General features: G+C 49.0%; 11 protein-coding genes. 8 read left to right on the top strand and 3 right to left on the bottom strand.

Features of this window, described 5'->3' with window-relative positions; genetic code table 11:
- Positions 1 to 106: 106 nt before the first annotated feature.
- Together glnE and hldE are read left to right on the top strand one after the other, a co-directional pair.
- Entirely contained in the window at positions 107 to 2,953 is a 2,847-nt protein-coding gene (glnE, locus tag VOA_RS01435) for a bifunctional [glutamate--ammonia ligase]-adenylyl-L-tyrosine phosphorylase/[glutamate--ammonia-ligase] adenylyltransferase (RefSeq protein ID WP_000056844.1), read from the top strand.
- 63 nt (positions 2,954 to 3,016) lie between these two features.
- Complete coding sequence (gene hldE, locus VOA_RS01440; RefSeq protein WP_000805765.1) at positions 3,017 to 4,447, top strand: bifunctional D-glycero-beta-D-manno-heptose-7-phosphate kinase/D-glycero-beta-D-manno-heptose 1-phosphate adenylyltransferase HldE; 1,431 nt, start codon at positions 3,017 to 3,019, stop codon at positions 4,445 to 4,447.
- A 126-nt stretch (positions 4,448 to 4,573) separates the two neighbouring features.
- On the opposite strand, the gene tolC is transcribed toward hldE, so the two are convergent.
- Complete coding sequence (gene tolC / locus VOA_RS01445; protein WP_000735323.1) at positions 4,574 to 5,890, bottom strand: outer membrane channel protein TolC; 1,317 nt, start codon at positions 5,888 to 5,890, stop codon at positions 4,574 to 4,576.
- A 232-nt stretch (positions 5,891 to 6,122) separates the two neighbouring features.
- On the opposite strand from tolC, the gene nudF reads away from it, so the two are divergent.
- The 6 genes from nudF to parC all read left to right on the top strand — a co-directional run bounded on the left by nudF (position 6,123) and on the right by parC (position 13,138).
- Complete coding sequence (gene nudF, locus VOA_RS01450; protein WP_001164796.1) at positions 6,123 to 6,761, top strand: ADP-ribose diphosphatase; 639 nt, start codon at positions 6,123 to 6,125, stop codon at positions 6,759 to 6,761.
- Positions 6,761 to 7,207: a DUF1249 family protein gene (locus VOA_RS01455; RefSeq protein ID WP_000080929.1), complete on the top strand. Its 447-nt coding sequence runs from the start codon at positions 6,761 to 6,763 to the stop codon at positions 7,205 to 7,207. Before nudF ends, VOA_RS01455 begins: the two co-directional genes overlap by 1 nt.
- Before the next feature lie 30 nt (positions 7,208 to 7,237).
- Complete coding sequence (gene cpdA / locus VOA_RS01460) at positions 7,238 to 8,050, top strand: 3',5'-cyclic-AMP phosphodiesterase (RefSeq protein ID WP_269667658.1); 813 nt, start codon at positions 7,238 to 7,240, stop codon at positions 8,048 to 8,050.
- A gap of 1 nt (position 8,051) precedes the next feature.
- Positions 8,052 to 8,639 carry an esterase YqiA gene (gene yqiA / locus VOA_RS01465; protein ID WP_000127001.1) on the top strand — a complete coding sequence of 196 codons (588 nt, stop codon included), beginning with the start codon at positions 8,052 to 8,054 and terminating at the stop codon, positions 8,637 to 8,639.
- 329 nt (positions 8,640 to 8,968) lie between these two features.
- Complete coding sequence (parE, locus tag VOA_RS01470; protein ID WP_000139791.1) at positions 8,969 to 10,849, top strand: DNA topoisomerase IV subunit B; 1,881 nt, start codon at positions 8,969 to 8,971, stop codon at positions 10,847 to 10,849.
- A gap of 3 nt (positions 10,850 to 10,852) precedes the next feature.
- The gene (gene parC, locus VOA_RS01475) at positions 10,853 to 13,138 is read left to right on the top strand and encodes a DNA topoisomerase IV subunit A (RefSeq protein ID WP_000102522.1); all 2,286 of its coding nucleotides are present in this window, start codon (positions 10,853 to 10,855) and stop codon (positions 13,136 to 13,138) included.
- 48 nt (positions 13,139 to 13,186) lie between these two features.
- Here the strand turns inward: parC and yacG are convergent, their stop codons facing one another.
- Positions 13,187 to 13,384: a DNA gyrase inhibitor YacG gene (gene yacG, locus VOA_RS01480; protein WP_000162865.1), complete on the bottom strand. Its 198-nt coding sequence runs from the start codon at positions 13,382 to 13,384 to the stop codon at positions 13,187 to 13,189.
- 89 nt (positions 13,385 to 13,473) lie between these two features.
- Positions 13,474 to 14,214 carry a cell division protein ZapD gene (gene zapD / locus VOA_RS01485; RefSeq protein ID WP_000628073.1) on the bottom strand — a complete coding sequence of 247 codons (741 nt, stop codon included), beginning with the start codon at positions 14,212 to 14,214 and terminating at the stop codon, positions 13,474 to 13,476.
- Between the last annotated feature and the right edge of the window lies 1 nt (position 14,215).

Below are 14,215 nucleotides of genomic sequence, written 5' to 3'. Positions count from 1 at the left end.
AGTTCAATAAAACTCAAAATAAAACGCCTACTAGGGTTCTGTAGGCGTTTTTTTTAAGCCTAAGTTTGCGATATAACTAGTCAACATTCAAAGACAAGGAAGCATCATGTCACTGCCCAGCGCGCTTTTGCCTACCGCCGAATTGCATTATCAATCACTGATTTCTGAACATCCGCATGTCGCTAGTTGGCCTTCTCATCTGCTCAGTGATCTGCACTATGTCATTGGTTTAAGCCAGTTTGTGGCACAAACTCTGCAACGTGATGACCAACTGTGTCAGGGGCTACCATCGTTATTAGCCCAATCAAGCCGCGAGCAGAATTATCGCACAGAGTTAGCTCAGTGGTTGGCGGAGAGTTCGGACGAGGCCTCAGCGCAGAAGCGTTTGCGCCAATTTCGCAACCAAGAAATGGTCTATATCGCGTGGCGTGATTTTTGTGCGAGCTGGACACTAGAAGAGAGCCTTACTCATCTTTCCCAGTTGGCGGAGGCACTGATTTTCGAGAGCTATCAATGGCTATATCAGCGCTGTTGTCTGGAGATGGGTACACCATGCAATGCGCAAGGGGAAGCTCAGCCGATGTTGATCATCGGCATGGGTAAACTCGGTGGTGGCGAGCTCAACTTCTCTTCTGACATCGATCTGATTTTCACCTATCCAGAAAATGGTGAGACGCAAGGTGCGCGCCGTTCCATTGCTAATGCGCAATTTTTCACACGATTAGGTCAGCGCTTGATCAAACTGCTCGATCAATCCACGCCGGATGGTTTTTGTTATCGAGTGGATATGCGTTTGCGTCCGTTTGGCGACAGTGGCCCACTGGCGATGAGTTATGCCGCATTAGAGGATTACTACCAAGAGCAGGGGCGTGACTGGGAGCGCTACGCCATGATCAAAGCGCGGGTGATGGGGCGTGAAATGTACCCGCAATATCAAGAACTGCGTCAGATGTTGCGTCCGTTTGTGTTCCGCCGTTATATCGACTTTAGTGCGATCCAATCCCTGCGCCGGATGAAATCCATGATCAGCAGTGAAGTACGTCGCCGTGGTTTGAGCAACAACATCAAGCTCGGAGCGGGCGGTATTCGTGAAGTGGAATTCATTGCGCAAGTGTTCCAGTTGATTCGTGGTGGCCGCGAACCAAGCCTTCGTAAACGCGGCTTACTGGAAACGCTCGATGCGATTGCCGAGTTAGAATTGCTAACGGGTGAACAAGTCCAAAATCTGCGTGATGCCTATCGCTTTTTACGCCGTTTGGAGAATCTATTGCAAGCCATGGCGGATAAGCAAACACAAACTCTGCCCGACAAAGAAGACGATCAATTGCGCCTTGCGGTCGCGATGAGATTTGCTGATTGGTCGAGTTTGCAGCATGAAGTGAGCGAACAAATGCAACGTGTGCATAGCGTGTTTGCAACTTTAATTGGCGAGGAAGATGAGGAAGAAGAGCAGGCGGTTGCTCGTCATTTCCATGAGCTATGGGATATGGCGCATAAACCGGAGGTGATTGAAAACATCATTCAGCAAGATCTCGGATTACCGAATGCTGAGGAGCAAATTCGAACCATTATTCAATTTAAAGATGATCTCGCCAAGCGCACCATTGGGCCGCGTGGGCGTGAGGTTCTCAATCGACTGATGCCCAAAGTGTATCAAGCGGTTTTCGCTCATCCTGAAGCGGAATTTGGGGTTTCCCGCGTTTTAGCGCTGCTGCACAGTATCGCCACACGCACGACTTACCTTGAACTGCTTGATGAACATCCTGCCGCCTTGGTGCAACTGGTGCGCTTGTGTACTGCTAGCCCGATGATTTCCGAGCAACTGGCGCGTTATCCGATCTTGCTTGATGAACTGATAGATCCACAGCATCTGTATAACCCTATCCCACTTGAATCCTACCAAACGGAATTGCGGGATTTTCTGGCGCGTATTCCAGAAGAAGATATGGAGCAGCAGATGGAAGCGCTGCGCCAGTTTAAGCAGATTTCGATCCTGCGCATTGCCGCAGCAGATATTGCAGGCGTACTACCGGTAATGAAAGTGAGCGATCACTTAACCTATCTTGCAGAAGCGATTGTTGAGGCGGTTGTGAGCCAAGCATGGCTGCAAGTGAGCAGTAAATACGGTGAGCCGACCCATCTTAAACATCGCGATGGACGAGGTTTTGCAGTGGTCGGTTATGGTAAAGTCGGAGGTTGGGAGCTGGGCTATAACTCGGACTTGGACATCGTATTTATGCACGACTGTCCGGTTGAGGTGAACACGGATGGTGAGAAAAGCATTGATGGCCGCCAGTTCTATCTGCGTTTGGCGCAGCGGATTATCCATATTTTCTCCACTCGTACTGCATCCGGCATTTTGTATGAAGTGGATACCAGATTGCGCCCTTCTGGGGCTTCTGGATTACTAGTGAGCCCGACCCAAGCCTTTGATGAGTATCAGCGTAACGAGGCGTGGACTTGGGAGCACCAAGCGTTGGTTCGCGCACGGATGATTTATGGTGATGCACCATTGCAACAAGCGTTTGTCACCACACGGCATGAGATTCTTTGTTTGTCGCGTGAAGAACAAAAACTCAAACAAGACGTGGTTGAGATGCGGATCAAAATGCGCGATCACCTCGGTGGCAAAAAAGCTGGGCGCTTTATGCTTAAGCAAGATGAAGGCGGGATTACCGATATTGAATTTTTAGCGCAATATCTGGTCCTACGCTTTAGTCATCAACAACCTAAGCTGACCCGTTGGTCGGATAACGTGCGCATTTTTGAGTCCTTAATGAATCATCAAGTGATGGAAGAATCGCAAGCACTGGCTTTGACCCATGCCTACACCAGTATGCGCGACCAGATTCATCACCGCAATTTGCTCAACCAATCGGCGGATGTGCGTGATTCACAATTTGTGGTTGAACGTGAACAAGTGATACAAGCTTGGCAGCAGTGGCTTGGTTGAGCACTTCTGCCGTATAGGCGGCTGTGATAAACTCCGCCTCAATCGGATTATTGGAGATTGATAATGAAACCAGTCCTACCTGACTACAGCAAAGCGGGTGTATTAATTGTCGGCGACGTGATGCTTGACCGTTACTGGTACGGCCCAACTGGCCGCATCTCACCAGAAGCCCCTGTACCTGTAGTGAAAGTAGAGCAGAGTGAAGAGCGTCCGGGTGGTGCGGCTAACGTGGCGATGAATATCGCTTCTTTGGGTGGTCATGCGCACATCATTGGCCTCACAGGGCAAGATGAGCCTGCGAATGTACTTGCAGATAAGCTCACTTCACTGAAAGTACATTGTGATTTTGTGGCGCTGCCCAATTATCCAACTATCACCAAACTGCGTGTATTGAGCCGCGGTCAGCAGCTGATCCGTCTGGATTTTGAAGACAAATTCGAAAACACCGATGCGCAGTTGATTCTATCGCGTATGGAAAGTGCATTGCCTAAAGTGCGCGCGGTGATCTTGTCTGACTATGCTAAAGGTGCGTTAGAGCACGTACAGCAGTTTATTCAAAAAGCCAATGCAGCGGGTGTTTCCGTGTTTATCGATCCTAAAGGTAGTGACTTTGAGCGCTATCGTGGAGCCTCACTACTTACGCCTAACATGTCTGAATTTGAAGCTGTGGTCGGCAAAGTCAAATCTGAGCAAGAGTTGGTGGAAAAAGGCTTTGCACTGATTGAAAAATTCGATCTCGGTGCATTACTGGTGACTCGTAGTGAGCACGGTATGACATTGCTGCGCCGTGGTATGGAGCCTTTCCATTTACCTACTCAAGCGAAAGAAGTGTATGACGTGACGGGCGCGGGTGATACCGTGATTTCCGTTCTAGCGGCTTCTGTTGCTGCGGGTAAACCGTTAGATGAAGCTTGTGCGCTTGCCAATGCGGCAGCAGGCGTTGTGGTCGGTAAACTTGGTACATCAACGGTATCTACCATTGAGTTGGCAGAAGCGGTACACGGCAGCAAAGACACCGACTATGGTGTGATCAGTGAAGATGCTCTGATTGAAGCGGTGAAGAAAGCACAAGCTCGTGGCGAAAAGGTCGTGATGACCAACGGCTGTTTTGACATTCTGCATGCCGGCCATGTTTCCTATCTGAATCACGCGGCTGAATTGGGTGATCGCTTAATCGTTGCCGTGAACACCGATGAATCAGTGAAACGCCTGAAAGGCCATGGTCGTCCGGTAAACAGCACCGATCGTCGTATGGCGGTGTTAGCTGGTCTTGGTGCTGTGGATTGGGTAGTGCCATTTAGCGAAGATACACCACAGCGTTTGATCGCGGCCGTTTTACCGAACTTGTTGGTGAAAGGTGGTGATTACAAACCGGAAGAGATTGCCGGTGGTAAAGAAGTGGTTGCAGCGGGTGGTGAAGTTAAAGTTTTGAACTTTGAAGAAGGCTGTTCAACCACGGAAATCATCGAAGCGATTAAAGGTGGTCGTGGTTAATCCTGCGTCACGAATGATTCACCGTTTATGATTTGCTGAAGAATAAATAGCAAAAGGGGCCAATCGGCCCCTTTGTTTATCTCATTACAGTTTTCTCACGAATCCATCTATCTATGGATCTATGGATTATTTTTTCGCGACTTTCAGGCCCGCGTTAACGTCCATAATGTCTTGCTCACTAAGAGTTCCAACCGCTTGACGCAGTTGCAGCACGCTGAGAATGTAGTCATAACGAGCGTTAGATAGGTTCTTGTTCGCATCGTACAGACGACGTGTCGCATCGAGAACATCAACAATGGTACGAGTACCTACATCAAAACCGGCTTCGGTCGCCTCCAGTGCTGATTTCGCTGAAATCACCGCTTGTTCGTAGGCACGCAGTGCACCAATTGAAGCGTTAATGTTGTTGTTGTACGCACGTACATCTTTAACTACTGAGCGGTAAGCGGCTTCCAAATCTTGGCTTGCTGCGACATACGCAAATTCAGCCTGTTTGGTTTGTGAAGAAATGTTGCCACCGGTGTAGAGAGGAACACGTAAATTCACGCCAATATTGAGATCGTTGTATTCTTCACTCGATGACCCTTTAGCGTTGTCATTACTGTTATTGCCGTAGTTGTAACCGCCATCCAAAGTTAGTGAAGGCAGATGACCTGAACTGGCTAAAGAGATGTTGTCACGTGCTACATCTTGGCTGATGCGCGCAGTCAGTAGAGACAGGTTTTTCTGTTGCGCCTGCTCAATCAGTGCATCGGTTGACTCACTGGTGCGGCTTGCAGCAAAGCGTTTTGTGTCGAGTACCGATAGCTTCGAATACTCTTGGCCAGTGATTTCACGCAGCACTTCATAGCTATTGGTGAGGCTGTTTTCAGCCAACACTTCATCGGCTAATACGCCATCATATTGTGCCTGTGCATCATGCACGTCAGTAATCGCCGACAAGCCAACTTCAAAGCGTTGTTTTGTTTGCTCTAATTGGCGGCCTACTGCTGCTTTTTCTGCACGCACGAATTCTAAATTATCTTGTGCACGTAGCACTTCGAAATACGCTTTCGATACGCGCAAAATCAAGCCTTGTTGTGTCGCTGCGTATTGTGAGTCTGCTTGACGAGCTTTTTTCTCCGCTGTATCTAGGCTAACCCAGCTTGAGCGTTGGTAGAGTTCTTGTGAAAAGTTAACGCCTGCAGAGAAGATATCACTTTCGCGTGGATCTTGATCACTACGGTTTACATTGTAGCCAGCCGTCAGATTAATCTGCGGTAAAAGGGTACTGCGGCTTGAGGTAACCGCTTCAAACGCAGCATCACGTTGAGCAGCTACGCTGAGCAATTGGGGATCATTGTCTTTCGCTTGGTTATAAATCTCTGCCAGGTTTTCTGCCCAAACGGCAGAACTTAGTGTGCCTAGCGCAGCACTAACAAATAATGGAAGCAGTTTTTTCATCGGTCCTATTTCCTGACGTGATGTGAAAGGATTTATGCCTCAAGAGTTTAACTCAAATTGGTGCTAATTCACTCGAAACTTTGCACTTTTTTACACTTAGCTGTCCATCTGTGCAATAAAAATCATGAGCCACTTAAAAAATACGATAAATTTTGTATAAAAAATTGAGCCTTAGCTTGGTAGTCGGCAAATTCCACGAGTAAACTATTAAGTTCGTCAATAGGAGGTGCGAATGCAACACTCGAAACCCAAAACAATCTCTTTTAATAAGAAAGATGTCGAAATCCTTAATAAAGAGACACTGTTTAAAGGCTTTTTCCGTATGGTGAAGTACCGCTTTAAGCATAAGCGTTTTGCGGGAGGCTGGAGTGAGCCTATAGAACGAGAAATGTTTGAACGTGGTCATGCTGCTGCCATGTTGCCGTACGATCCTATTCGTGACCAAGTGGTGATCATCGAGCAGATCCGCGTGGGAGCATTAGAACATGAACAGCCTTGGCAACTGGAAATTGTGGCTGGGGTGATTGATACCGCAGAAAGCTCAGAGCAAGTGGTACGCCGCGAAGCGGTGGAAGAAGCCGGGTTGAAAGTTGGAAGAATAGAGAAAATTACATCCTATTACCCCTCTTCCGGAGGATGTTCTGAAAAATTGGATGTTTTCATCGGTGAAGTCGATTGCTCTCAAGCGGGTGGCATTCATGGTTTAGACTGTGAAGGAGAGGACATTAAAGTGCATGTGATGAGTCGGGCAGACGCTTACCAATTGGTCAAACAAGGCCAGATTGAAAATGGCGCATCAATTATTGCACTGCAATGGTTAGAGTTAAATTATCAGCAACTGCTGCAACAGTGGCAGCCCAGCCATAAGTGATGAGTCAATTGACAGTAAAAAAACCGTATCACGTCGATCTTCGTGAGTTGATGCGCGTGTATGAAACCAACTATGCCAAACTGAATGCTCTGCTGCCCACACAGCCGGAGGTCGGTGATATGCGTTGTTATCAAGCTGCTCAAATGACTTATCAGTTGCAAGTGCTAGAGGTCACAAAGTACACAACTTTGTTGGAGATCTGTCAAAGTGATGACTTGTCAGTATTTCCATTACCTACCATGTCTGTCAGGCTGTACCACGATGCTCGCGTGGCCGAAGTTTGTGCCAGTGAGTTATCAGGGCGAGTGCAGCCGCGTTATGACTATCCGAATGAAAACATGGTGCAACCGGATGAAAAAGCGCAACTGAATCGCTTTTTAGGTGATTGGCTGACCTTTTGTTTAAAACATGGCATTAGCCGTAGTCCAATCCCATTATCACAATAGAGAACAGAGTTAGGTTTACCGATTTTGAAAGTGTCGTCTCAATCAGCGGGTTCATCCATCAAACTTATTCAGATCACGGATACCCATTTGTTCGCGCCTGAAGAAGGCAGTTTGCTGAGCGTGAATACGTCTGACAGTTTTGCAGCTGTAGTTGCGGCTATTGGCGAAGAAATGGTGGAGTTTGATGCCGTACTCGCCACGGGCGATATTTCGCAAGATCATACGCCAGAGTCCTATCAGCGTTTTGTCGCTGGTATTCAGCCGTTGCACAAAGCGTGTTTCTGGCTGCCCGGTAACCACGATTACAAACCGAGTATGGATAGCGTATTCCCCGCGAGCCAAATACATGCGACAGAGCATGTGTTATTGGGTGAGCATTGGCAGATGGTTTTACTCGACTCACAAGTTGTGGGCGTTCCCCACGGTAAACTGAGCCAACAACAACTTGAGCTACTGGACAGTAAGCTCGCCGAATACTCTGGACGTCACACATTAGTGTTGCTTCATCATCACCCACTTCTCGTTGGGAGTGCTTGGCTTGATCAACACTCACTCAAAGAGAGTGAGCGTTTTTGGGATGTCGTTGCGCAGCACTGTAATGTGAAAGCCATTTTGTGCGGGCATGTTCATCAGGAGATGGATCGCCTTCACCTGGGAGCGCGAGTGATGGCAACACCTTCTACTTGTGTGCAGTTTAAGCCCAATTCACAAGATTTCGCGTTAGATAACTGCTCACCCGGTTGGCGTGAATTAACATTACACGCGGATGGTCAAGTGAGCACCCAAGTGAAACGGCTCAAGCAAGGCCGATTCTTACCTGATTTTAACTCGAACGGATACTGATATGACTGCCCGCCCTGCATTGCTGCTTTACATCCACGGTTTTAACAGCTCACCTTTGTCACACAAAGCGCAAGTGATGCAGCAGTATTGCCAGCAATATCGGCCCGATATCAAAGTCGTGGTGCCTAAGTTACCGAGCTTTCCGGCGCAAGCGGCGCAGCATCTGTTGTCTGTCGTGGAGCAATATCGCGCGCAATATCGGATCGGGTTGGTCGGTAGTTCATTAGGTGGTTATCTCTCCACTTGGCTAAATGCCCAATTTGGCTTGCGTGCAGTGCTGATTAATCCCGCAGTGAAGCCATATGAACTGCTAGCCAATTTCCTCGGTGAACAGGTTAACCCTTACACTCAAGAGCGTTACGTGCTCGAAGCGTGTCATATTGATGAGTTGAAATCGCTCGATACACCAGTGCTGAAGCAGCCAAGCGATTTTTGGCTACTGCAGCAAAAAGGCGATGAAGTGCTGGATTACCGACAAGCAGTCGATAAATACCAAGCCGCTAAACAGACGGTGGAAGAGGATGGTGACCACAGTTTTGTGGATTTTGAGCGTTATCCAGCACAGATTATTCAATTCTTAGAGCTGTAAGTTTCGGCTGGCTTCGGCGGTTTTCTGCCCTGCGCAGTGTTTTGCTGCGCAAAGCCTCATAAATTTACCTGATCCTTGCGCTGTATCCTTGACATAAAGGGGCAGCTTCCAGACTATGTTCCCCTTATACTTTGGCGTAAAAGCAGCAACCAGTTTGAAAAGTGTGAGGCGAGATTAAATGGCTCGTATCACTCCAATTCTGTGGCTTAACTTGCTTAAGTGAACACCTGAAATAATGCGATTATTCGCACAAATTATGCACAAAAAAACAGGTTTTCATTTAGCGCTGATAAAGTTACCAATCATGAGCAAATAAAGCATTCCGTATTATGACTGAACAATATAATGCTGGCGCCATTGAGGTTCTCAATGGCTTAGAACCAGTGCGTCGCAGACCGGGAATGTATACCGACACCACGCGTCCCAACCACCTTGGGCAAGAAGTGATCGACAACTCTGTCGATGAAGCGCTGGCCGGATACGCCTCGAAAATTCAGGTAATTCTCCATGCCGATCAATCACTTGAAGTAATTGATGATGGGCGAGGCATGCCTGTCGATATTCACCCAGAAGAAAAAGTCTCTGGGGTGGAGCTTATTCTGTGCAAACTGCACGCCGGTGGTAAGTTCTCCAACAAAAACTACCAATTCTCCGGTGGCTTGCACGGGGTAGGTATTTCGGTGGTGAATGCTCTGTCGAAACGCGTGGAAGTCGCCGTGCGCCGTGATGGTCAAGTGTATGAAATTGCCTTTGAACATGGCGATAAAGTGACTGAACTGGCCGTTACTGGCACGTGTGGCCGCCGCAATACCGGTACTAGCGTCCATTTCTGGCCAGACACCAAATACTTCGACTCACCGAATTTCTCCGTATCGCGCCTAGTGAATAACTTGCGCGCCAAGGCCGTGCTTTGCCCTGGCTTAGAAATCATCTTTACCGATAAGGTCAACAACAACGAGCATCGTTGGCTGTACGAAGATGGCCTAAAAGATTATCTGGCCGAAGGGGTGAAAGGTTATACCTTACTGCCGGAAGAGCCGTTTACTGGCGAATTTACCGCGCAAACCGAAGCAGCAACGTGGGCTGTGATTTGGTTACCCGAAGGTGGCGAGTTGATCACCGAAAGCTACGTTAACCTGATCCCGACCGCGCAAGGCGGTACCCATGTCAACGGCTTACGCCAAGGCTTGTTGGATGCGATGCGCGAGTTTTGTGAGTTCCGCAATCTGCTGCCACGCGGTGTGAAATTGACAGGCGAAGATGTGTTTGACCGTTGTGCTTATGTACTGTCGATCAAGATGCAAGATCCGCAGTTTGCAGGCCAAACCAAAGAGCGCCTCTCTTCACGTCAATCGGCGGCGTTTGTGTCTGGCGTGGTGAAAGACGCGTTCAGTTTGTGGCTTAACGAAAAACCGCAACTGGCAGAGCAGTTAGCCGAAGTCTGTATTGCCAACGCGCACAGCCGGATGCGAGCTAGCAAGAAAGTGGTGCGTAAGAAGATCGCTTCAGGTCCTGCCTTACCAGGTAAATTGACTGACTGTACAGTGCAAGACCTTAACCGCACTGAACTCTTCTTGGTGGAAGGGGATTCGGCGGGCGGCTCGGCAAAGCAAGCGCGTGATCGTGAATTCCAAGCGGTAATGCCACTGCGCGGTAAAATCCTCAACACGTGGGAAGTTTCTGCCGATCAGGTACTGGCTTCACAAGAAGTGCACGACATCTCGGTGGCTCTGGGGATTGATCCGGACAACGACAACCTCGAAGCACTGCGCTACGGCAAAGTGTGTATTCTTGCGGATGCGGACTCCGATGGTCTGCACATCGCCACGCTATTGTGTGCGCTGTTTACCCGTCATTTCCGCGCGCTAGTGAAAGCGGGTCACGTTTATGTTGCCATGCCGCCACTCTACCGCATCGACTGTGGTAAAGAAGTGTTCTACGCACTGGATGATCAGGAAAAAGAGGGCGTGTTAGAGCGCCTGAGCCAGAAAAAAGCCAAAGTGAACGTGCAACGCTTTAAAGGGTTGGGTGAAATGAACCCGCTGCAACTGCGTGAAACCACGATGGATCCCAACACTCGCCGCTTGGTGCAACTGACCATTGATGATGCCGAAGCGACCGACGAGATGATGGATATGCTGCTGGGTAAGAAACGTGCGGATGACCGCCGTACTTGGCTGCAACGCAACGGCGATATGGCAGAGGTGTAACAAATGTCTACAGAAATCAGCTTTGATGGCGTTGAACAGCTGCCGCTGCGCAAGTTTACCGAAGACGCTTATCTCAACTATTCGATGTACGTCATCATGGACCGTGCGTTGCCTTACATTGGCGATGGTTTAAAACCGGTTCAACGACGTATTATCTATGCGATGTCCGAGCTGGGCCTTTCCGCATCGGCTAAATACAAAAAATCGGCACGTACCGTGGGTGACGTGCTTGGTAAATATCATCCACATGGCGATTCAGCCTGTTATGAAGCCATGGTGTTGATGGCGCAGCCATTCTCCTATCGCTATCCGTTGGTGGATGGTCAAGGTAACTGGGGTGCGCCGGATGATCCGAAATCATTCGCGGCCATGCGTTATACCGAAGCCAAACTGTCAAAGTTTGCCGAGATTTTGCTTAGCGAATTAGGCCAAGGCACGGTGGATTGGCAACCAAACTTTGACGGCACCATGCAAGAGCCGAAAATGTTGCCTGCGCGTTTACCGCACATTCTGCTCAACGGTGTCACCGGTATCGCGGTAGGTATGGCGACCGACATTCCACCGCACAATGTGCGTGAAGTGGCGGAGGCAACTATTCACCTCATTGATAATCCAAACGCGCCGCTGACCGATTTAATGCAATACGTCAAAGGCCCAGATTTCCCGACCGAAGCAGAAATTATCACCCCAACGGTTGAGCTAGAGAAGATCTACCGTTCGGGGCGTGGCAGCGTAAGAATGCGTGCTGTGTGGTGCAAAGAAGGTTCGGACATCGTGATCACCGCGCTGCCGCATCAGGTCTCGGGTGCGAAGCTGCTGGAGCAGATCGCCGCGCAAATGCGCGCCAAGAAGCTGCCGATGGTGGAAGACTTGCGCGATGAATCGGATCATGAAAACCCAACGCGTATCGTGATCGTGCCGCGTTCAAATCGAGTCGATTGCGATCTGCTGATGAACCACTTGTTCGCCTCAACGGATCTGGAAAAAAGTTTCCGCGTTAACCTGAACATGATTGGTCTCGACAATCGTCCTCAGGTTAAAGGTTTAGTGCAAATTCTGAGCGAGTGGATCAGCTTCCGCCGCGAAACGGTACGCTCACGTTTGCAATACCGCCTCGATAAAGTGCTGGCTCGTTTGCACATTTTGCAAGGTTTGTTGATCGCATATCTCAACCTTGATGAAGTGATTGAGATCATCCGCAACGAAGACGATCCGAAAGCGGTGCTGATGGCGCGTTTCGATCTGACCGATATTCAAGCTGACGCGATCTTAGATACCAAGTTACGCCACTTGGCGAAACTGGAAGAGATGAAGATCCGCGGTGAGCAAGATGAGCTGGAAAAAGAGCGTAAAAAGCTGGAAGAGTTACTCGGCTCGGAACGTCGCCTCAATAATCTGCTCAAAAAAGAGATCAAAGCGGATGCCGACAAGTTTGGCGATGATCGCCGCTCACCACTAGTCGAACGCGAAGAAGCTAAAGCGCTAACCGAGCGTGACTTGATGCCAAGTGAAGCGATCACCGTAGTGCTGTCTGAAAAAGGCTGGATCCGTCACGCCAAAGGTCATGATGTGGATTGCCAAAGCCTGAACTACAAAGCAGGTGATAACTACCTGACCCATGCCTGTGGTAAGAGTAGTCAGCAAGCGGTGTTCTTGGGTAGCGATGGCCGTAGTTACTCGCTCGAATCCCACACGCTACCATCGGCGCGTGGTCAAGGTGAACCGATTACCGGGCGTTTGAATGTGGCTGAAGGCACCACGATTCGCCAAGTGGTCATGGGCGAAGAAGATCAGCTCTGGTTGGTGGGTTCAGATGCCGGCTACGGCTTTGTGTGTAAAGGCGATGATCTACTGTCGAAAAACCGCAGCGGTAAAGCGCTGATCAACTTGCCGGAAAATTCGGAAGTGATGACCCCACAAGTGATTGCCGATCTGGATAAGGATGAGATTCTCGCGATTACCAACCAAGGCCGTATGCTGCTGTTCCCGATTAAGGATCTGCCGCAACTGAGCAAAGGTAAAGGCAACAAGATCATCAACATTCCTGCGGCGAAAGCCAAAACCCGTGAGGAAGTGTTGTCTAACCTGATGGTGTTGCCACAAGGCGCTTCAATTACCCTGTATGCGGGTAAACGTAAGCTAGGCTTGAAGGTGAGCGATCTGGATAACTTCCGTGGTGAGCGTGGCCGCCGTGGTGGCTTGCTGCCTCGTGGTTTACAGCGTGTGACCGCGATTGAGATTGAAAGCTCAGCTGAGCCGAGCAGCACTGATAACAACGAAGAAGAATAGACAAGAGGAGCCATTTGGCTCCTCTTTCTTTACTCTCAAACCCGAGAATTAATACTGATCTTCTGACCAACCATCGCTGTCTGACATATCAGGCGCGCCGGGTATGGCTTTTTCTTCATCTGCCCACTCACCAAAATCAATCATCTGGCACTGTTTGCTGCAAAATGGGCGGTGTGGGCTCTGTTCACCCCATTCCACGTCAGTGCCACATTGTGGGCATTTTACGATAGTGAGTTTTTTGGTCATAACACTGTCCTATTGAAAATAGCTGTAACGGCTTACTTTTCATTAAAGCTAAGTTCGTAAAGTTCTTTCGAGAAAAAAGTAGTGAGGCTTTAGCAGCACACCGCCAAATCAAAGGCGATATCTTGAGTGCAGGCTTGCCCGTTGTGAAAGTCGATAAATTTGATGGCAAAACGGTTCTTATGTCCAGAAATCATCGGGTAAACACCGTATTCAAGTGGAATCGCAAGGCGCAGGATGTTGGCATCTTCCGCATCGCTTTGGTAGAAACCGTTGCTTGCCATGCGTGAGCGATAGTGGCCAGTTTCACGAGTCAACTTAAGCCACAGCTTGAGTGCGTTCGAAAGCGGCGTGAGGGTTTGCATCCATAGTTGGGCATCATGCGTTTTGCGCTCCAGTGGTAAATGCAACCAGTAGTGCAGCGCCGGCAAATCAAAGCAACATGAACCACCCGGTAGATTAAAGCGCTGACGAATTGCGCTGAGAAAGCGATCTTCTTTGAGTGATTGGCCAAAACGCTCAGCACTCATTAAATCACGATGCACTTCATCGACTTCGGCTAGAAGAGAGTTAAGCATCTCTTGATCCACCCCTTCCACATTCAGCCAGCTGCGATAGGTTAAGCGCTGCTTTTCCATATCTTTAGCTAGTTCACTTTTCAGCTGAATTTGCTCAAAAATTTCGAGCATATCGAACAGCGAACGGAAGAAAAGTTGATGTTGAAAACCATCACTGAACGCGGAGGCACGCTCCATCTGATTGAGCAATGCTTCGACACGCAGGTAGATGCGTGTTTTTTCATTGAGAGGGTGTTCAAACTGGTGCGTGATCATT

Origin of the sequence: Vibrio sp. RC586, assembly GCF_000176715.1 — a bacterium.
Taxonomy (GTDB): Bacteria; Pseudomonadota; Gammaproteobacteria; order Enterobacterales; family Vibrionaceae; genus Vibrio.
This window is presented reverse-complemented; position numbering and strand designations above follow the sequence as displayed.

Excerpts from the sequence above, each read along its gene's own strand:
- glnE (WP_000056844.1), top strand. The coding sequence starts at position 107 with ATGTCACTGCCCAGCGCGCTTTTGCCTACCGCCGAATTGCATTATCAA.
- hldE (WP_000805765.1), top strand. The coding sequence starts at position 3,017 with ATGAAACCAGTCCTACCTGACTACAGCAAAGCGGGTGTATTAATTGTC.
- tolC (WP_000735323.1), bottom strand. The coding sequence starts at position 5,890 with ATGAAAAAACTGCTTCCATTATTTGTTAGTGCTGCGCTAGGCACACTA.
- nudF (WP_001164796.1), top strand. The coding sequence starts at position 6,123 with ATGCAACACTCGAAACCCAAAACAATCTCTTTTAATAAGAAAGATGTC.
- VOA_RS01455 (WP_000080929.1), top strand. The coding sequence starts at position 6,761 with ATGAGTCAATTGACAGTAAAAAAACCGTATCACGTCGATCTTCGTGAG.
- yqiA (WP_000127001.1), top strand. The coding sequence starts at position 8,052 with ATGACTGCCCGCCCTGCATTGCTGCTTTACATCCACGGTTTTAACAGC.
- parE (WP_000139791.1), top strand. The coding sequence starts at position 8,969 with ATGACTGAACAATATAATGCTGGCGCCATTGAGGTTCTCAATGGCTTA.
- parC (WP_000102522.1), top strand. The coding sequence starts at position 10,853 with ATGTCTACAGAAATCAGCTTTGATGGCGTTGAACAGCTGCCGCTGCGC.
- yacG (WP_000162865.1), bottom strand. The coding sequence starts at position 13,384 with ATGACCAAAAAACTCACTATCGTAAAATGCCCACAATGTGGCACTGAC.
- zapD (WP_000628073.1), bottom strand. The coding sequence starts at position 14,214 with ATGATCACGCACCAGTTTGAACACCCTCTCAATGAAAAAACACGCATC.